The 19187-nt window shown below is 67.1% G+C and carries 18 protein-coding genes; 10 read left to right on the top strand and 8 right to left on the bottom strand.

Annotated features, from left to right (window positions below; genetic code table 11):
• Positions 1 to 42 precede the first annotated feature (42 nt).
• From IB236_RS06100 to mnmG, 5 genes are all read right to left on the bottom strand, one after another.
• A complete protein-coding gene (locus IB236_RS06100) occupies positions 43 to 585 on the bottom strand; it encodes an alpha/beta hydrolase (RefSeq protein ID WP_146870387.1) in 543 nt (180 codons plus the stop codon).
• A 34-nt stretch (positions 586 to 619) separates the two neighbouring features.
• Complete coding sequence (locus IB236_RS06095; protein ID WP_056742454.1) at positions 620 to 1432, bottom strand: ParA family protein; 813 nt, start codon at positions 1430 to 1432, stop codon at positions 620 to 622.
• Positions 1433 to 1456: 24 nt separating this feature from the next.
• Complete coding sequence (locus tag IB236_RS06090; RefSeq protein WP_056742455.1) at positions 1457 to 2071, bottom strand: LysE family transporter; 615 nt, start codon at positions 2069 to 2071, stop codon at positions 1457 to 1459.
• Between the two features lie 117 nt (positions 2072 to 2188).
• Positions 2189 to 2866 carry a 16S rRNA (guanine(527)-N(7))-methyltransferase RsmG gene (rsmG, locus tag IB236_RS06085; RefSeq protein ID WP_370539892.1) on the bottom strand — a complete coding sequence of 226 codons (678 nt, stop codon included), beginning with the start codon at positions 2864 to 2866 and terminating at the stop codon, positions 2189 to 2191.
• Between the two features lie 2 nt (positions 2867 to 2868).
• Complete coding sequence (gene mnmG, locus IB236_RS06080) at positions 2869 to 4854, bottom strand: tRNA uridine-5-carboxymethylaminomethyl(34) synthesis enzyme MnmG (RefSeq protein ID WP_192419424.1); 1986 nt, start codon at positions 4852 to 4854, stop codon at positions 2869 to 2871.
• A gap of 327 nt (positions 4855 to 5181) precedes the next feature.
• Here mnmG and IB236_RS06075 point away from each other — a divergent pair, with 327 nt between their 5' ends.
• From IB236_RS06075 to gstA, 9 genes are all read left to right on the top strand, one after another.
• Entirely contained in the window at positions 5182 to 5778 is a 597-nt protein-coding gene (locus IB236_RS06075) for an NADPH-dependent FMN reductase (RefSeq protein ID WP_056743165.1), read from the top strand.
• Between the two features lie 12 nt (positions 5779 to 5790).
• Entirely contained in the window at positions 5791 to 6057 is a 267-nt protein-coding gene (locus tag IB236_RS06070) for a YkgJ family cysteine cluster protein (RefSeq protein WP_056742462.1), read from the top strand.
• A 177-nt stretch (positions 6058 to 6234) separates the two neighbouring features.
• Entirely contained in the window at positions 6235 to 7113 is an 879-nt protein-coding gene (locus IB236_RS06065) for an RNA polymerase sigma-70 factor (RefSeq protein WP_146870394.1), read from the top strand.
• 224 nt (positions 7114 to 7337) lie between these two features.
• Positions 7338 to 7793, top strand: a complete 456-nt coding sequence (locus tag IB236_RS06060) for a carboxymuconolactone decarboxylase family protein (protein ID WP_056742467.1) — start codon at positions 7338 to 7340, stop codon at positions 7791 to 7793.
• Between the two features lie 247 nt (positions 7794 to 8040).
• On the top strand, positions 8041 to 9621 hold the full coding sequence (locus tag IB236_RS06055; protein ID WP_146870396.1) for a tail fiber domain-containing protein: 1581 nt from the start codon (positions 8041 to 8043) through the stop codon (positions 9619 to 9621).
• A gap of 14 nt (positions 9622 to 9635) precedes the next feature.
• Positions 9636 to 11333, top strand: a complete 1698-nt coding sequence (locus tag IB236_RS06050; protein ID WP_192419422.1) for a tail fiber domain-containing protein — start codon at positions 9636 to 9638, stop codon at positions 11331 to 11333.
• Positions 11333 to 12049: an Ig domain-containing protein gene (locus IB236_RS06045; protein ID WP_225580986.1), complete on the top strand. Its 717-nt coding sequence runs from the start codon at positions 11333 to 11335 to the stop codon at positions 12047 to 12049. The genes IB236_RS06050 and IB236_RS06045 overlap by 1 nt, the downstream gene beginning before the upstream one ends.
• 170 nt (positions 12050 to 12219) lie before the next feature.
• Positions 12220 to 12993: a class II aldolase/adducin family protein gene (locus IB236_RS06040; protein ID WP_056742476.1), complete on the top strand. Its 774-nt coding sequence runs from the start codon at positions 12220 to 12222 to the stop codon at positions 12991 to 12993.
• A gap of 116 nt (positions 12994 to 13109) precedes the next feature.
• The gene (gstA, locus tag IB236_RS06035) at positions 13110 to 13718 is read left to right on the top strand and encodes a glutathione transferase GstA (protein ID WP_056056950.1); all 609 of its coding nucleotides are present in this window, start codon (positions 13110 to 13112) and stop codon (positions 13716 to 13718) included.
• A 165-nt stretch (positions 13719 to 13883) separates the two neighbouring features.
• Here the strand turns inward: gstA and IB236_RS06030 are convergent, their stop codons facing one another.
• A complete protein-coding gene (locus tag IB236_RS06030) occupies positions 13884 to 15110 on the bottom strand; it encodes a YbfB/YjiJ family MFS transporter (protein ID WP_146870401.1) in 1227 nt (408 codons plus the stop codon).
• 439 nt (positions 15111 to 15549) lie between these two features.
• Between IB236_RS06030 and IB236_RS06025 the strand changes: the two genes are divergently transcribed.
• A complete protein-coding gene (locus IB236_RS06025) occupies positions 15550 to 16653 on the top strand; it encodes an alkene reductase (RefSeq protein WP_192419420.1) in 1104 nt (367 codons plus the stop codon).
• Positions 16654 to 16757: 104 nt separating this feature from the next.
• On the opposite strand, the gene IB236_RS06020 is transcribed toward IB236_RS06025, so the two are convergent.
• Positions 16758 to 17345, bottom strand: coding sequence for a hemerythrin domain-containing protein (locus IB236_RS06020; protein WP_056056944.1), 588 nt, complete (start codon positions 17343 to 17345; stop codon positions 16758 to 16760).
• A gap of 154 nt (positions 17346 to 17499) precedes the next feature.
• Positions 17500 to 19167, bottom strand: a complete 1668-nt coding sequence (locus IB236_RS06015) for a methyl-accepting chemotaxis protein (RefSeq protein WP_192419418.1) — start codon at positions 19165 to 19167, stop codon at positions 17500 to 17502.
• Positions 19168 to 19187: the final 20 nt, after the last annotated feature.

Below are 19187 nucleotides of genomic sequence, written 5' to 3'. Positions count from 1 at the left end.
CACCCGCCGTATCCGGGCGCTTGCGCCAAAAGGCCCAGCGGTTCATGCCGGGGTGGCGAGCTGCATCAGCCAGCCGCGCCCCTCATCCCAGTCGCCCAGCCCGGATTCGGCATTGATATGCCCGCGCTCGCCATAGTCCACACACCGCGCACCCCAGGCCTGGGCCAGACCTTCGGCGCGCTCGAAGCTGCAGTACGGGTCGTTGCGGCTGCCCACCAGCACGGCCGGAAACGGCAGCGGCTGGCGCGCAATGGGCGCCCAGCCGTGGATCTGCGCAGCCAGGTCGGGCCGCTCCACATCGCCCGGCGCCACCAGCAGCGCGCCGCGTACCTTGGCCGCGTGGCGGGTGTGCGCCGCCCACCAGGCGGTGAGGATGCAACCGAGGCTGTGCGCCGCCAGCACCACGGGGCCATCCACATCGGCCACGGTTTCTTCCAGGCGCGCAGACCAGTCGCCGCGCAGCGGGCGCATCCAGTCGTGCTGCTCCACGCGCTGGTAGCCGTGCGCGGCCTCCCAGCGGCTTTGCCAGTGGTCGGGGCCAGAGTTCTGCCAGCCAGGCAGCAGCAGGATGTTGGAGGCCTTCATTACTATCAAATTAATAGCTGCCACCGCATAATCTTCAAGCGCCTGCGGCCATTTTGGCCATGGAAGAGGCTGCAGGAGGCATGGTTTGCACACGCTCGACCATCTCCTGCGCAAACTCCACAAAGGCCTGGCTGCCCTTGGCGGCCGGGTCAAACACCACACCGGGCAGGCCATAGCTGGGCGCCTCGGCCAGGCGCACGTTGCGCGGAATCACGCTGTTGAACACCTTGTCGCCAAAGTGGCCCTTGAGCTGGTCGCTCACCTGCTGCTGCAGCGTGATGCGCGGGTCGAACATCACGCGCAGCAGGCCGATGATCTGCAGGTCGGCATTGAGGTTGGCGTGCACCTGCTTGATGGTGTTGACCAGGTCGGTCAGGCCTTCCAGCGCGAAGTATTCGCACTGCATGGGCACGATCACGCCGTGGGCACTGCACAGGCCGTTGAGGGTGAGCATCGACAGCGACGGAGGGCAGTCGATCAGCACGAAGTCATAGTCACCATCGGCCTCGGCCAGCGCAGATTTGAGGCGCTTTTCGCGGTGCTCCAGCGCCACCAGTTCCACCTCGGCCCCGGCCAGTTCGCGGTTGGCGCCCAGCACCCAGTAGCCACATTTGTCCGACAGCACGGCCGCCTCTTTGACGGAGGCGGATTCGAGCAGCACGTCGTACACCGTGAGGTCGAGGCTGCGCTTGTCCACGCCCGAGCCCATGGTGGCGTTGCCCTGCGGGTCCAGGTCCACCATCAGCACGCGCTGGCCGATCTTGGCCAGGCCGGCGGCGAGGTTGACGGTGGTGGTGGTCTTGCCCACCCCACCCTTTTGATTGGCAACGCAAAAGATCTTGGCCATGTGGGTGCTGCAGTTCGTGTGGTGTTATTTGGAGATGGCCAGCTTGATGCCAAAGCCGATCAGGAAGACGCCTGCCACTTTCTCTAGCACGCGGCCGATGCGCGGGTTGGCGCGCATGCGCTCGGCCAGGTGGTGCGTGAGCAGCACGGCAGTCAGGCCATAGAGAAACGTCAACGCGGCCACCGTGGCCGCCATCACGCCAAAGGTCAGCATGCCCTGGTGGCGCGCAGGATCGACGAACAGCGGAAAGAACGCCATGTAGAAAACGATGGCCTTGGGGTTGAGCAAGGTGATGAGCCCGGCCTGCTTGAAATAGTGGCGTGGCTCGATGTTCAGGATGGGCTGGGCGCCCGGCTTGGCCGTGACCATCTTGAAACCCAGCCACGCCAGATAGGCGGCCCCCAGCCACTGCACCGCGTGGAAGGCCGTGGGGTAGGTGGCAAGCAACGCAGCCACACCGGCCACTGCCGCCCACATCAGCACCTGGTCGCCCGCAATCACGCCCATGGTGGCCGCCATGCCGCCGCGAATACCGCCCTTGCTGGTGGAGGTGATGAGCGCCAGATTGCCAGGGCCCGGAATGAGCAGGAACAACACGATGGCGGCGACAAAGGCGCCGTAGTCTGCGATGCCGAACATGGTTTCTCCTGGTGCGCGGGTAGGGTGCGACCGAAAGATGCACCCGGGTGAGGAGCCGAGTTTACGCGAGCCCCCTGCCCCACCCGTCGAAAAGTCGGCGCACTGAGGACAGAGCCATCAGGCGGGCTTCATCCAAATGATGCAGCGCTCCGCGTCCAGACCCGGCACCGTGAGCTGTTCCACGTGAAACACTGCCACATCCCCAGGCAGCGCAGCGATTTCCTCATGGGGATGTTTGCCCTTCATGGCCAGCCATACGCCATGGGGCGCGGCCAGTGCGCTGCGCGACCAGGTCACAAAGTCTGGCAACGAGGCAAACGCGCGGCAGCTGATGACATCGAACGGCGTGCTCAGCGTCTCGACCCGTGCGTGCACACCATGCAGGTTGCGCAGCTTGAGCGCCACCGCCGCCTGCTGGATGAAGGCTGCCTTCTTGCCCACGGTGTCCACGCAGCTCACGTCCACATCCGGGCAGCAGATGGCAAACACCACACCGGGCAGCCCACCGCCCGACCCGACATCCAGCAGCTTCACCGCCGCCACCCCACCCTGCTGCAGGCCCGCCACATGCCGCCGCAACGGCGCCACGGCGGCCAGGCTGTCCAGCAGGTGGTGCGTCATCATCTCCTGCGGGTCACGCACGGCGGTCAGGTTGTAGACCTTGTTCCACTTCTGCAGCAGCGCCAGGAAGTCCATCAGCAGGGAAACCTGCGCATCGCTCAGGCCCAGCGCCAGGGCGTCGACCCCGGCTTGCAATTGTTGGCGCAGGCTGTCGTGGTTGCTGTTCACCGCCATCGTCATGCCGCCACTTCGCCTTCTGCCTTGGATGGCATGGCGGGTGCCACGGCGAACTCCTTGAACCCACCCTTCTTCAAATGGACCATCAGCAGCGAGATCGACGCAGGCGTAATGCCCGTGATGCGCGAGGCATGGCCCAGGGTCTCGGGCCGGTGGCGGGTGAGCACCTGACGCGCCTCGATGCTCAGTGCGGTGACCTGCATGTAGTCCAGATCGGGCGGCAGGCGCAGCTTCTCGAAGTGCGCAGCGCGCTCCACCTCACCCTTCTGGCGGTCGATGTAGCCTGCATACTTGGCGGCAATCTCCACCTGCTCCAGCACAGGGTCGCTCAGGTCACCCAGGGTTTCACGTGAAACATCGGCCGATACGTACTTACCGCCGTCCATCGACACCAGGTTGGCGTAGCTCACATCGGGGCGGCGCAGCAGTTCGAACAGGTTGTATTCGTGCTCGATGCTCTTGCCCAGCACCCGCTCCGATTCGGCGGCAGGCAGATTGCGCGGGTTCACCCAGGTGGCCTTCAAGCGCTCTGTTTCACGTGAAACCGCATCGCGCTTGCGGCTGAAGGCATCCCAGCGCGCATCGTCCACCAGGCCCATCTGGCGCCCCACTTCCGTCAGGCGCATGTCCGCATTGTCCTCGCGCAGCTGCAGGCGGAACTCGGCCCGGCTGGTGAACATGCGGTAGGGCTCGGTCACGCCCTTGGTGATCAGGTCGTCCACCAGCACGCCCAGGTAGGCCTCGTCGCGGCCAGGCAGCCAGGGCGCGTCACCCCGGCACTGCAGCGCGGCGTTGATGCCTGCGAACAGCCCCTGGGCCGCCGCCTCTTCATAACCGGTGGTGCCGTTGATCTGCCCGGCGAAGAACAGGCCCTGGATCTGGCGTGTCTCGAAACTGCTCTTGAGCGAGCGCGGGTCGAAGTAGTCGTATTCGATGGCGTAGCCGGGGCGCAGGATGTGCGCGTTCTCCAGCCCCGGCATGCTGCGTACCAGGTCGTACTGGATGTCGAACGGCAGGCTGGTGCTGATGCCGTTGGGGTAGAACTCGTGCGTGGTCAGGCCTTCGGGCTCCAGAAAGATCTGGTGGCTGTCCTTGTCGGCAAAGCGGTTGATCTTGTCTTCCACGCTGGGGCAGTAGCGCGGGCCCACGCCCTCAATCTTGCCGGTGAACATGGGGCTGCGGTCGAAGCCGCTGCGGATGATCTCGTGCGTGCGCTCGTTGGTGTGGGTGATCCAGCAGGGCACCTGCTGGGGGTGCATTTGTGCATTGCCCATGAAGCTGAACACAGGCACCGTGCCCTCGTTCACGCCGCCGGGCATGCCGTCGCCGGGTTGTTCGGTGCACTTCGAGAAGTCGATGCTGCGCCCGTCGATGCGGGGCGGCGTGCCGGTTTTGAGGCGCCCTTGCGGCAGCTTCAGCTCCTTGAGGCGCGCCGACAGCGACACCGCCGGCGGGTCCCCTGCCCGGCCAGCCGCGTAGTTGTTCAGGCCCACATGGATCTTTCCGTCCAGAAAGGTGCCCGCCGTGAGCACCACGGTGCGGCTGCGGAAGCGGATGCCCACCTGCGTCACGGCGCCCACCACGCGGTCGCCTTCCACCATCAGGTCGTCCACCGCCTGCTGGAACAGCCACAGGTTGGGCTGGTTCTCCAGCATGCGGCGGATGGCGGCCTTGTACAGAATGCGATCGGCCTGGGCGCGCGTGGCCCGCACGGCCGGGCCCTTGGAGCTATTGAGGATGCGGAACTGGATGCCACCCTCGTCCGTGGCCAGCGCCATGGCCCCGCCCAGCGCATCCACCTCTTTCACCAGGTGGCCCTTGCCGATGCCCCCAATGCTCGGGTTGCAGCTCATCTGCCCCAAGGTCTCGATGTTGTGGGTCAGCAGCAGCGTTTTGCTGCCCATACGGGCAGCGGCCAGCGCGGCCTCGGTGCCTGCATGGCCACCGCCGACAACGATCACATCAAATTCCTGGGGGTACAACATGGGGGGTGCTCCGGGGCCCGGGGGGCCCGACATTCAAAACCGCCCGCCAGCCTGCGACGGCCCAACGGGGGGGGCGCACTGCGGCGGGATGCATCATTCACCAGCCCATCGGGGCGGCAAGGGTGCAAGGGGAAACCCACGATTTTCCCACCTTTGCATGCTTTTTGTGCAAAGCCCTGGTGACAGCGGTAGCGCCACCCATCCGCAGCGCTACCAGCGCCTGCGGCCTTGGGCAGGTGTTTCACGTGAAACAAACGCCCGCCCCCACACGCCGGAGGGCGGCAGCTTGCAGTATTCCTGCCGCGGCTTTGTGCTCCAATGGCCCGCATGACTACCCAACTTCTCATCTTCGCGGGCAGCACCCGCCAGCAATCCTTCAACCGCAAACTGGCCCACGCCACCGCTGCCATCGCGCGCGATGCAGGGGCCAGCGTCACGCTGATGGAGCTGTCGGACTTCAACATCCCGCTGTACAACGCCGACCTCGAAGCCCAGGGCACGCCTGCCGACGTGATCCGGCTGAAGGAAATCCTCTGGCAGCACCCGGCCTGGATCATCTGCTCGCCCGAGTACAACGGCAGCTACACCGCCCTGCTCAAGAACACCATCGACTGGGCCTCCAGCCCCGTCAAGGGCAACCCCGACTGGCAGGACGGTGGCAAGAGTTTTCGCGGCAAGGTCGTGGGCATGCTGAGTGCCTCGCCAGGCGCCCTGGGTGGCCTGCGCTCGCAAAGCCACCTGGCACCCCTGCTGATCAATGCCGAATGCTGGCTGGCGCCCAAGGCATTTGCCCTGGGCTCGGCAGGCAGCGCGTTTGACGACAGCGGCGCCCTCGTCCAGCCAGCCCACCGCGACCGCGTGCGTGCCGTGGTGGACCAGGTGCTGTGGGGCGCCAGCCGCCTGCAGCCCGCTGGCGGCCAATAAGGCGGCGCGCCCGTGGACTGCCGCCCCGGTTGCGGCGCCTGCTGCACCGCCCCCTCCATCAGCTCGCCCATCCCCGGCATGCCACTGGGCAAGCCGGCCGGGGTGCGGTGCATTCAGCTGGCGGACGATGCGCGCTGCCGCATCTTTGGCCAACCCGAACGCCCAGCGGTGTGCGCGGGGCTGACGCCCTCTGCCGAGATGTGCGGCAGCAGCCAGGCACACGCCATGCACTACCTGTCCCGGCTGGAATCGCTCACGCAGCCGGCCGCGCGCCCGTAGTCTGTTTCGCGGGGCCACGGAGGGACACTGCAGGCGTTTCAAGCCCCAAAGTGAACTCAAGCGCTAGTGCCACATGCACTAGCAGCTATAAAAACGATAGTTCCAAGCCAGGCTGTCACAAACTGCAGGTGTGCGCCGTCTGTGCTTCACTGAAAGCACTCCACCGCCGCCATTGCCATGACCACCACCACCGACCCCTTCACCACCCTGCGCCCTCGCCTCTTTGGCATTGCCTACCGCATGCTGGGCGTGCGGGCCGATGCCGAGGATGTGCTGCAGGACGCCTGGCTGCGCTGGAGCCGCACCGACGCCAGCACTCTGCAGTCGGCCGAGGCCTGGCTGGTGACCATCGTCACGCGGCTGTCCATCGACCGGCTGCGGGCGGCCAAGGCCGAGCGCGAGGCCTATGTGGGCTGGTGGCTGCCCGAGCCGCTGGTGGAGCTGGACACCTACACGCCCGAATCGGCGGCGGAACTGGCGGGCGAGCTGTCGGTGGCGTTCATGTATGTGCTGGAGCGGCTGGGGCCCGAGGAGCGCGCGGCCTTTTTGCTGCGCCAGGTGTTCGACTACGACTACCCCGAGATCGCCGCCCAGCTGGGCAAGACCGAGGCCAGCTGCCGCCAGATGGTGCACCGCGCCAGCGAGCGCGTGCAGCAGGCGCGCACCCGCTTTGAGGTGCCGCAGGCGGTGCACCACCAGCTGCTGCAACGCTTCATGAATGCCGCCCAGAGCGGGGACCGCCACGCCATCGAGGCGCTGCTGAGCGAAGACGCCCAGCTCATCGGCGATGGCGGTGGCATCGTGCCCTCGTTTCCCAAGCCGCTGGTGGGGCCGTTTCGCATCACCAACCTGTACTGGGCGGTGTTCCGGCGCCTGGGCACGCAGGTGGTGTATCGCATGGCGCTCATCAACGGCGAGCCGGGCCTGCTGCGCTATGTGGACGGGCGCATCGAGTCGGCCCAGGCGTTTGTGACCGATGGCGAGCGCATCGTGGCCATCTACGCCGTGCGCAACCCGGACAAGCTGGCCGGCATCCCGGCCATGCTGCCGCTGTAAAGACACGGGCATAGCGCCGTCTGCGCAGACCATCACGCGGGCAGCTCCGGCGAGTGCGCCAGGGCAGAAAAAACGCAGGCCACCTGTCACAACCTGGCACGGTGCAGCGTCTTGAAGGGTATGGAAGACGGCAGTGTGGCCATACGGTAGCAAGGCCACAAGGCTACACACGAGCGCCGTCTTTCACCGCCGTTATCAACACCCTTTCACACCAGGAGTTTTCCATGTCGCAACACAGCGCCCGCCTGCCCTACCACCAACTGTCGTCCAAGGCCTTCATGGGCCTGGTCAACGTCTCTGAAACCATCAAGAAAGGCCCACTGGGCACCCGGCTGGCCGAGCTGGTGTTCCTGCGCATCTCGCAGATCAACGGCTGCGCCTACTGCATGGACATGCACTGGAGCGCGCTCGTCAAGGACGGCGCCGATCCGCGCCACCTCAACGCTGTGGCTGGCTGGCGCGAGGCACCGTTCTTCAGCGAGCGCGAACGCGCTGCGTTTCGCTGGGCAGAGATCATCACCGCCACCCCCCACAGCGACGCGAGCGATGACGAGTACGCCAAGCTGAAGGCCCTGTTCACCGACGCCGAGATTTCCGACCTGGGCTTTGCCATCGCCATCATCAACGCCTGGAACCTGCTGAACGCGGGCATGCGCGCACCGATTCCAGGAGCAGCCTGACCGCGCTCGGCAGGGCGGCAAAGCGGCGGCGCGCTCGGCGAGAACGCACCCGCCAACCCGCCCGCATGATGTATCACAAAAACAACAATCACCCTCGCGCATTTCTCGATTGACGCATCAGCACTGGTCATTCAGACTCAATTTGTTTCTACGAGTAACCAACGGCAAGCACGCGGCGAACATGCCACCCTGACCGTGTCGGTGCTCCTGGTAGCCCTTCTCCGCCCGCGCTTTCGAGAACACCGCCATGAACCTTCTGCACCGAGCCTCGATGGCCCTGGTGGCGAGCCTGATCGCCACCACCTGCGCTGCCCAGAGCGCTGCCCCTTCCATCGCCACCACCCGCCAGGCCGATCGCATCACCTGGACCCCCAACACAGCCCACGGTGCGGCCAAGCTGCGGCTGGCGCGCCCCGACGGCAGTACCACCGATCTGGCGTTCGCGCGCGCGCCCATCGTGCTGGAACCCCGCAGCGCGGGCCTGGCCGACGGACGCTACTTTTATGAACTGAGCCTGGACCCGCCTCCGCTCATGGATCCCGCCCTGGCCCAGGCCACGCTGTCCCAGCGCATCGTGTCAGGCTCCTTTGTCGTGGCCCAGGGTCAGTTGCAGGTGGGCGGCACCGAATACAGCGTGCCGGCGCCACGCACCAAGGCGGCAGCCACGTTCTCCACCAAGGACCAAGTTGTTGCCGACGACCTGATCGTGCAGGGCAGCCTCTGCGCCGGGCTCGACTGCGTGAACAACGAGTCCTTCGGCTTCGACACGGTGCGGCTCAAGGGCGCCAACCCCATCATCCATTTTGAGGACACCAGCACCGGCGCCTTCCCCACCAACGACTGGCGCATTCGGGCCAACGACGCCGCCTCGGGCGGCGCCTCCTACCTCGCCATCGAGGATGCGGCCACTGGCAACCAGGTTTTCAGCGTCAGTGCCGGGGCCCCCACCAACAGCCTCTACGTCAGCTCCGGCGGCGACCTGGGCTTGCGCACCGCCACACCGGTGCTGGACGTACATGCCCTGACGGGTGACACGCCAGGGGTCCGCCTGGAGCAGTCCTCAGCGGGCGGCTTCACGGCGCAGACCTGGGATATCGCTTCCAACGAGGCCAATTTCTTCGTGCGCGACGTCACAGGTGGCTCACGCCTACCGCTGCGCATACGCCCTGGAGCACCCACCAGCAGCCTGGACATCGCGGCATCGGGCAATGTCGGCCTGGGCACTGCGTCGCCAGCCGCTGCACTGCATGTGTTGCGCACCGACGGCACGGCCCAAGTCCTGGTCCAGGAAACCAGCGGCACAGCCGCACAGCGCACCCTGCTGAACCTGACCAACAACGGCCCGGCCACGCTGCGCTTCACCACGGCAGCGGCCACCGGTTGGGACATGACAGCCGGCACCACGCTCACGCTGGCCACACAGGGCGCGGGTACCCCCCAGCTCACGCTGGCGGCCAACGGCAACCTGGCCATCACCGGAACGTTGAGCACCGGCTCCAGCCGCTCGCTCAAGACGGGCATCGAGCCCATCAACGGCAGCAGCCTGCTGGCCAAAGTGCTGAGCCTGCCGCTGTACCACTGGCGCTACACCGCGAGCCCCGCACAGGAACGCCACGTCGGCCCCATGGCCGAAGACTTCCGCAAGATCTTCCAGCTCGGCCAGGATGACAAGAGCCTGGCGCCCGGCGACCTCGCGGGCGTGACCCTGGGGGCCGTGCAGGAACTGGCTCGCAAGGTGACAGAGCGCGAGGCCGACATTGCGGCGATCCGGGCCCGCATCTCCCTGCTCGAAGCCCAGATGGCGGTCCCCGCCAAGCCCGTACGCTGAAGGGGTCGCTAGCCATGCACCACCACAACCCCTCGCAGAGCCGGCCAAAACCGCGCACTGCCGCCCTGCTGATGATGGCCACGGCACTCGCAGCGTCGCTGCTGTGCCAGAACGTGCAGGCACAACAACCGGAGGCCGCCGCCAGCGCCGCCGCTGTCACAGTCCGCCTGCTGGCCCAGCGGCTGGAGTGGACACCCGCCGCGCCCCATGGCCGTGCCGTGCTGCGCGTCGCGCGCGACGGCGGCACGCCCCAGGACTTCGTGCTGCGCAGCCCGCTGGTGTTCTCCCTGCAGGACACCCCTCTGCCCGACGGGCGCTACGTCTACGAACTGACACTCGCACCTGCCACCAACGCAGTGCGGCGTGACGATGCCGCTGTAGCTCCAGCAGCGCCCGCAGCCAGCCCCATAGGTGCCCAGTTCAGCGGCTACGTGACCGTGGCCGGTGGCTCTTTCGTGCTGCCGCCTCAGGCACCGCCGCGTGGCGAGGTCGGTGCGGCCGACAGCACCACCACGGCACCTGCCGCCATCCGGGCCAGCACGCGCATGACCACCAAGGACCAAGTGGTCGCCGACGACCACATCGTCCAGGGCAGCGTCTGCACAGGACTCGACTGCGTCAACAACGAGGTTTTTGGCGATGACACCCTGCGGCTGAAGGAGAACAACACCCGCATCGGTTTCTGGGACACCCGGCTCACGCCATTTCCCAACAACAGATGGACCCTGGTCGCCAATGACACCTCCAGTGGTGGGGCCAGCTACATGGCCATCGAGGATGCCACGGGCGCCAAACTTCCCGCACGCTGGATGGCCGGCGCACCGGCACACAGTCTTCACGTGAGCCCACAGGGGCGCGTGGGCATCCGAACGGCCGTGCCCGCGCTGGACCTGCACATGCTGACCACCGATACCCCAGGGGTACGGCTCGAGCAAAGCAACACCAGCGGCTTCACAGCCCAGACCTGGGACATTGCCGGCAACGAGGCCAATTTCTTCGTGCGCGACGTCACGGGCGGCTCGCGCCTGCCCCTGCGCATCCGGCCTGGGGCACCGCACTCCAGCCTTGACATCGCCGGCAGCGGCAACGTCGGCCTGGGGACTCCCCGCCCCGTGGCGTCGCTGAACCTGCGCCGAAGCGACGGCACCGGCACCTTGCTGATTGACAACAGCGCGGCGGCCCCCGCCACGCGCGTGCAGATGGAGTTACAGAACAACGGCTCCATCGCAGCGCGCCTGGCGCATGGCACGGGCTCAGCGTACTGGACCCAGCACACCACTACGTCCAGTGTCAGCCTGGCACCGAGCGGCAGCGGCAGCAACGCGTTGTCGGTACAGTCGAGCGGCGGCCTGGTGATCGCCGGTACGCTCAGCCAGGGCTCCAGCCGCACGCTCAAGCACGACATCACAGCGGCGCCGGTCCATGTCATTCTGGGCGAGGTGGCGCAGCTGCCGCTGTATGCCTGGCGCTACCTGAGCGACCTCAACGCCAGCCTGCACCTGGGCCCCATGGCCGAAGACGTGCACCACCGCTTCCAGCTGGGCGCTAGCCCGCAGACGCTTGCACCCAGCGATGTCGCGGGTCTGGCCGCCGCGACAGTCCAGGCTTTGCACCAGAAGCTGGCTGCCAAGGATGAGGAACTCCTGGCCTTGGCGGAACGCCTCTCAGTCCTGGAACGGCAGCTCCAACGCAAGCGCGGAGGTGCGCAATGATGGCCCGCGCAGCCCGGGCTGCGGCCACCTGGTGCCGACAACTCCTGGCAGGAGCAGGGACCGCAGGCCTCTTGCTGTGGAGCGCTACCGCCGCAGCCCAGAGCATCAACGTCACGCCCTCCTCCATTCCCGTCCCGGTGCAGGGTGTGCCTTATAGCGTGACCTTCGTGGGCAGCAATGGTGTGGCGCCGTACCAGTTCCTGGTCAGCACCGGTGTGCTACCCGTCGGCCTGAGCCTGTCGGCCAGTGGCGCCCTCACGGGAACCCCTACTACCGCAGCGGCCTACAGCTTCACCATCACGGTGTCCGACTTCCTGGGCCGCGAACTGGACCTGACAGGCACGGGCGCCGTGACCAGCACGCTGGTCATCACCCCGCCCCCCGCACTCCTTGTCAACATTCCCTACAGCGGACAGATACAGGTGACTGGCGGCACAGGTCCCTACACCTTTGCCATCAACTCGGGCACGCTGCCACCAGGCATGTCGCTCAGCGCCAGCGGCATGCTGGTCGGCACACCCACGGCTCCCGGCAGCTACGTGCTGGTCATCCAGGTCACAGATGCCAATGGCCTGTCCTCGGTCATCACGCTGAACATCAATGTGACGGCCCTAGCCACGGGGATTCCTGTCAATGAGCCCTGGATGCTGGCTCTGGCGGCGCTGGGACTGGGCTGGCTCGGGCGGCGGCAACTTCGGCAGCGTCAGCAGTACTGACGCGCTGACGCTGAACGCACAGGCGGTCAGACTGCAGTGTGGCTGCTCCTGGACCACAGGGGCGACCATTCCGTCCGTTGTGCGTCAGGTGTAGCCTGCCTGACAGACCCTCGGGCAAGACCGCCCTACAGTGGCGTTTCCCACCTCTACAAAAAGCGGAGACACCACCCATGCTCAACATCCCCTCGCTGCAAGGCAGCGTCAGCCCTGAAGAATGGCAGCTGCGCTGCGACCTGGCCGCGTGCTACCGGCTCGTCGCGCTGTACGGCTGGAGCGACCTGGTCTTCACCCACATCAGCGCCAAGCTGCCCGAGTCGGTGTCAGGCCCTGGCGAGCACCACTTCCTGATCAACCCCTATGGCCTCATGTTCGACGAGATCACGGCGTCGAGCCTGATCAAGGTGGACATGTTGTGCAACAAGCTGCACGACTCGCCCTTCCCTGTGAACCCTGCCGGGTTCGTGATCCACAGCGCCGTGCACGAGGCCCGGCCCGAGGCGGGCTGCGTGCTGCACACCCACACGCGCGCCGGCGTGGCCGTGAGCGCGCAAAAGGGCGGCGTGCTGCCCATCAGCCAGCAAAGCACCTTTGTGCTGGGCTCGCTGGCGTACCACGAGTACGAAGGCGTGGCCTTCCGCGACGAAGAAAAGCCGCGCCTGCAGGCCGACCTGGGCGAAGCCAACTTCCTCATGCTGCGCAACCACGGGCTGCTCACCGTGGGCAAGACCATTGCCGACGCCTTCCTGTCCATGTACACCTTCGAGAACACCTGCCGCATCCAGATCGACGCGCAGGCCGGCGGCGAACTGACGCAGGTGAACCCGCAGATCGTGAGCGGCGTGGCCCAGGCCATGCGCGTGCAGACCGGCGGCCTGGGCGGCGCCTTTGCCTGGCCCGCGCTGCTGCGCAAGGTGCAGCGCGACCTGCCTGGATACGACAGCTGACGCGACCCCTCCCCGCTGCACCACGCAGCAGGCGCCGGGGTTGCGCCCCGGCGCCTGCAAGAATCCGGCACAGCGCATAGGATCGGCGGTTTCCGACCGTTTTCAAGGACCGATCCATGAAGCTTTACTACTCCCCCGGCGCCTGCTCCCTGTCCCCCCACATCGCCTTGCAAGAGGCCGGCTTGGCCTACACCCCCGTGCTGGCCAGCACCAAGAGCCACAAGCTGCAGGACGGCACCGACTACTACACCATCAATGCGCTGGGCTACGTGCCCGTGCTGGAGCTGGACAACGGCGAGCGCCTGCGCGAAGGCCCGGCCATCGTGCAATACATCGCCGACCAGGTGCCCGACAAGCAACTCGCCCCCGCCAACGGCACCCTGGCGCGCTACCGCCTGCAAGAGTGGCTGACCTTCATCGGCACCGAGCTGCACAAGGGCTTCAGCCCCCTGTTCAACCCCGCCACCCCCGAGGAGTACAAGCCCATGGTGCGCGAGCGCCTGCTGCAACGCCTGCAGTGGGTGGATGGCCAGCTCGCCGGCAAGCAGTACCTGATGGGCGACCAGTTCACCGTGGCCGACGGCTACCTGTTCACCGTGACCAACTGGACCCAGCCCACCAAGCTCGACATCTCCGGCCTGGCCAACCTGGCGGCCTACCGTGAACGCGTGGGTGCCCGCCCCGCAGTGCAGGCCGCGATGAAGGCCGAAGGCCTGCTGAAATAGGGACACCCCCCTGAGGCGCTGCGCGCCTTCCCCCCGCTCTCGCTACGCGGGCAGGGGGACAACGCCCTCGCTGCGGGACGGCCCTTGCTCGGCGTTCCTGGCCTAGGCCCCGCCAGTATCGATTGGGAGCACGTAGCTCGACACGCGGGCAAAACTCCAGTTGTGCTACAGCGGCTTCTGCCGCCACGCTACCAGCGCCCCCACCCACAGCGCGCAGGCCGAGAACACCAGCCCGCGCGCCAGGCCTCCAGGGCCATCGGCAATCCAGCCTACCACCGTGGGCCCCACGATCTGCCCCGCCGCAAACACGATGGTGAACGCGCTGATGCCGCTGGCCCACAGCGCCTGCGGCAGGTTGTGCCGCACCAGCGCCGTGGTCGATGCCACCACCGACAGGAACACCCCGCCAAACAGCAGCCCCGAGGCCAGCACCACCGGCCACGCGCCCGTGACGGCGGGCAGGATGGTGGCCACGCCCAGCAGCGCATTGAGCCGCGCCAGTGCCTCTCCGCCACGGCTGCGGTCCAGTAGCCCGGCCCAGATGCGTGAAGACAGCACTACGGCCAGCCCCAGCAAGGCGTAGAACAACGTCACCTCGCCCGCACCCCGGCCCTGCTCGCGCAGCAGCGCCACCACAAAGGTCATGTAGCCGATATAGCCCACGCCAAACAGGCCGTAACCCAGCAGCGCAGGGGCCAGGGCCCGCCAGCGCACGCGGTCGGGCACTGCAGCCTCCGGTGGGGTTCCGGATGCGGCGGCCACGGGTGCAGCCAGCCCGTTCAACACCCGCGCCGGCCACAGCAATGCCACCGTGGCCGCCACACAGGCCAGCGCCAAGGCCCACCAGGCCCAGGTCCAGCCATGCGGCGCGGGCGCCACACCCAGCACGGCTGGCACCAGCAAAGCCGACAGGCTGATGCCCCAGCCCGTGCCGCCGTAGTACAGGCCCAGCAGCAAACCGCTGCGCCCCGGCACCTGGGCACCCAGCCGCGCCGCCAGCAGCCCCCCGGCAATGAACACCAGCGCACTGGCCCCACCGGCCAGCAGGCGCTGCACCAGGAGGGGTGCCGCCTGCGTGAAAAAGCCGCTCAGACCCATGAACACCGTGGCCATCACCGCACCTGCCACCAGCACTGCGCCCGGGGCCGCGCGCCGCAACAGCCAGGGCGTGGCCAGAGCGCCCAACAGATAGCCCAGCGCGTTCGCCGTGTTCATGCCCCCGGCCAGCGTGTACGACCAGCCCAGGTCTTCGCGCATGGGCGGCAGCAACAGGGCATAGGCAAACCGCGTGATGCCCAGCGAGATGGCGGCGCCCATCGACAAGGCCACGGCGAGCCACAGGCTGCGCAACGGGGAGATGGAAAGCGGTGCGAAGGGCGGTGGCGAAGGCATGGCGGTCCATTCTCATGCAACAGCACCCGCGCCGCTTGCGCCGCCTGGACAGCACGGGGCTAACACAAAACCGGTGCCCTTGTTGACGCCAGTGCGCTGCACGTTTTGCGCTGCAGCATTAAGCTCCAAGAGCCTGTTGGCGATCTCGCAGGGGATCGCGTTGGAGCGCAATCGGGATGAGTGGATGCTTCGGATGCGCCGCATGGGCTCATGCCCATGCAAGCAGCTGGGGCGTCCAATCACCCGATTTCGCTCCAACCCTTCGGGCAGTGGCCTTTGCGGGCGGTCTGCGGCGTTGCGGCGCTTGTGGATAGCGGGGCTATCCACTGCGCACCGCGCCTTGCATCCCCTCCCGCAAAGACCGCTGCGCGACCCCTGGGAGATCGTCAACAGGCTCTTTGCTGCTTTTTTTGCACTGAGCTTTTCAGGACCACTCACCATGACCTCATTGTTTGAACCCACCCGCGCGGGCGACCTACAGCTGGCCAACCGCATCGCCATGGCGCCGCTCACGCGCAACCGCTCGCCCGAGGCCATCCCCACCGACCTGGTCGCCACCTACTACGCGCAGCGCGCCAGTGCCGGTCTCATCATTTCCGAGGCCACAGCCATCAGCCCGCAAGCCCAGGGCTATGCCGATGTGCCCGGCCTGTACGGCACCGAGCAGCTGGACGGCTGGAAGAAGGTGACCCGCGCCGTGCACGATGCCGGCGGCAAGATCGTGGTGCAGCTGTGGCATGTGGGCCGTGTCTCGCACACCGACCTGCAACCCGGCAACGCCGCACCCGTCGCACCCTCGGCCGTGCAGGCCAACACCAAGACCGTGCTCATCAAGGACGGCGTGCCCACCTTCACCCCCACCTCCATGCCCCGCGCACTCGACGCCGAAGAGATCCCCGGCATCGTGCAGGACTACCGCCACGCCGCGCGCAACGCCATTGCGTCGGGCTTTGACGGTGTGGAAATCCACGCGGCCAACGGCTACCTGATCGACCAGTTCCTGAAGACCGGTGCCAACCTGCGCACCGACGACTACGGCGGCAGCATCGCCAACCGCGCCCGTCTGCTGCTCGAAGTGACCCGCGCCATCGTCGAGGAAATCGGCGGCGGCCGCACCGGCATCCGCCTGTCGCCCGTCACACCCGCCAACGACATCGTGGACGCCGACCCGCAGCCGCTGTTCGACCACGTGGTGCGCCACCTGGGCCCGCTGGGCCTGGCCTACATCCACGTCATCGAAGGCGCCACCGGCGGCCCGCGCGAGGTGGAAGGCCGCCCGTTCGACTACGCCGCGCTCAAGGCCACCTACCGTGCAGCGGGCGGCAAGGGTGCGTGGATGGTCAACAACGCCTACACCCGCGAGCTGGCCGATGCCGCCCTGGCCAAGGGTGCCGACATCGTGGCCTTTGGCCGCCCCTTCATCGCCAACCCCGACCTGGTGGCGCGCCTGAAAACCAACGCACCGCTCAACGAGGTGAACCGCGCCACGCTGTACGGCGGCGGGGCCGAGGGGTACACGGACTACCCGGCGCTCAGCGCCTGAGTCCGCACCGCGCCGGAACGGCCCCATGGGGCCGCACCGGCTGCAGCTGGCGCCGCGCGGGCCAGCAGTCGCCTGCCGCAGTCAGCACCAAGCGGCGAAGTCGCTCAGGAGGGTGAGCCGAGCCCGATCGGACTGGGCGCCCGCATGACGATGCGGGTGAAGAGCCGGTCATAGGCCGCGTCGCGCGGCTTGCCCGGGGCCAGCGGGTTGGTGTTGCTGGCAAAGGCCGCGTCGATGGCAGTCCAGTCGCCCGGCTGCAGGGTCTCCTGGGCGGCGGGCAGCACCACGGTTTCTTCCAGGCGCATGTGCTCCAGGTAAAAGCGGATGTAGCGCTCCAGCGCCAGCGCAAACGCCTCGCGGCGCGCGTCACCCATCAGCTCCCAGCCCAGCAGCAGGTGCTGCAGTTCGCGCACGGCGGCCTCGCCGCCCTCATGGTCACGCTCCAGCTGGGCGATGGCCTCGGCCGCCTGGGGTGAGCGCTCGGCCACCCTGGGGAACAGCCACTGCGACTCCTTGGGGTGGTGCTGGCGCTCGGGAAACTCGTCGATGTAGAACAGCATCGCCCGCATCACGTCAAAGAACGCAGCGGGCTCGTCGCCCGGGCCCTGGTCCAGCATCAGGCGCAGCGAGTGCAGCACCGCCGCGAGCGACGCATGCTCTTCGCGAATGGTTCGCAGACTGATCGACGGCATGGCGCACTCCCCAGGTTCAACAAGGCCCCAAGGGTGCCACGCGCGCACGGGTGCGCCCATGACGCAGGTCAATAAACCGCCGGGCAGCTCTGCCCACAAAAAAAGCCCCGCAGACCAGGCCTGCGGGGCTCATCGGAAGAAAAGGCCAGTGCGGTCAGTGCGTCAGGCGCGCCTGCGCGGCGCCTGTCGCCAGCGCCTGGGTTTGCGGCCCTGCATACGGTGCGGCCACCGCACCGCCGTGGCCGTAGCCGGCCGCCGATTCGGCCAGGCGGAACTGCTGCACCACGTGCGACAGGCGCGTGGCCTGCTCGCGCAGCGACTCGGCAGCGGCGGCGGATTCTTCCACCAGCGCCGCGTTCTGCTGCGTCATGCGGTCGATCTCGCCCACCGAACTGTTCACCTGGCCGATGCCAGCCGACTGCTCGGACGCAGCCGCCGTGATCTCGCCAATGATGTCGCCCACGCGCTGCACGCTGCTCACGATGTCCTTCATGGCCGTGCCGGCTTCTTCCACATGGCGCACGCCGCCGTCCACGGCCGTCACGCTGCTCTGGATCAGGCCCTTGATATCGCTGGCCGCCGCTGCGCTGCGCTGCGCCAGGCTGCGCACCTCGCTGGCCACCACGGCAAAGCCCCGGCCCTGCTCGCCCGCACGGGCGGCTTCCACCGCAGCGTTCAGCGCCAGGATGTTGGTCTGGAAGGCAATGGAGTCGATCAGGCCGATGATGTCGCCGATCTTGCGGCTCGATGTCGAAATCTCGTGCATGCTGGCCACGGCCTGCTGCACCACGCCACCACCCTGTGTCGCCATCTGCGAGGCCGACGCGGCCAGCTGGTTCGCCATCTGCGACGACGATGCCGTCTGCTGCACCGTGGACGTGAGCTGCGACAGCGAGGACACGGCCTCCTGCGCGTTGCTGGCCGTCTGCTCGGTGCGCTGCGACAGGTCCTGGTTGCCCGTGGCGATCTCCTGGCTGGCCGTGGCGATGTTGCCGCTGGCATCCCGCACTTGCGCCACTAGCGCACTCAGGCCCTGCTGCATGTCGCGCAGCGCGCGCTGCAAATCGGCCACTTCGTCCTTGCCCTCGGCAGCAATGTGCTGCGACAGGTCGCCGCCCGCAATCGCCTGGGCCATCTTGCGTGCGTCTTCCAGCGGCTTGCAAATGGAGTTCATGTTCATGAGCGTGGTGGGCACCACCACCACCACGGTGATCAGCACCGCCAGCACAAACAGCCACTTGGTCTGGTTGGACACTTCGCTTTGCTGCGCCACGGACTTGGCCACCTCCGCGCGCAGCACCGAGTCCAGCTCGGCCATCAGCTTGTCGGCCTCGGCAAACTCCGCCACGGCCTTGCCGCTCATGCGGTTGGCAATGGTGGCGGTGTCATAGCCACCCGCCTCCAGCTGGCGCGCCACGTGCGCAAACAGCTCGCGGTAGCTGTCCAGGCGCTTGACGATGTTGCGCACCACCGGGTTGTCAGAGTCCTCCTCGCCTTCCAGGAACTTGTTGGCAATCTTCTTGGCCTTGTCCTGGCTCTCCACCCACTTGGCGTACGCGGCCTTCACGGCTTCGGGCTTCTCGTAGCCAATGATCATGTCCTTCTCGAACTGGCGGATGGCACCCATCTCGCCCCGCAGCTCGGCCATGTAACCCACCTCGGCGAACGAGTGGTCCATGAAGTCCTGGCTCATGTTGTGGATGCGGAACATGCCCAGCATGCCCGCGCCCCCCAGCAGCCCCAGCAGGCCCAGTACCACGCCAATGGCACCCAACATGCGCAAACGTATGGTGAACTGCCGCATGAGCGAGAAGAGATTCATGATCTGTCGTCCTTGATATA

It is taken from the genome of Acidovorax sp. ACV02 (assembly GCF_014851475.1).
GTDB lineage: Bacteria > Pseudomonadota > Gammaproteobacteria > Burkholderiales > Burkholderiaceae_C > Acidovorax > Acidovorax delafieldii.
This window is presented reverse-complemented; position numbering and strand designations above follow the sequence as displayed.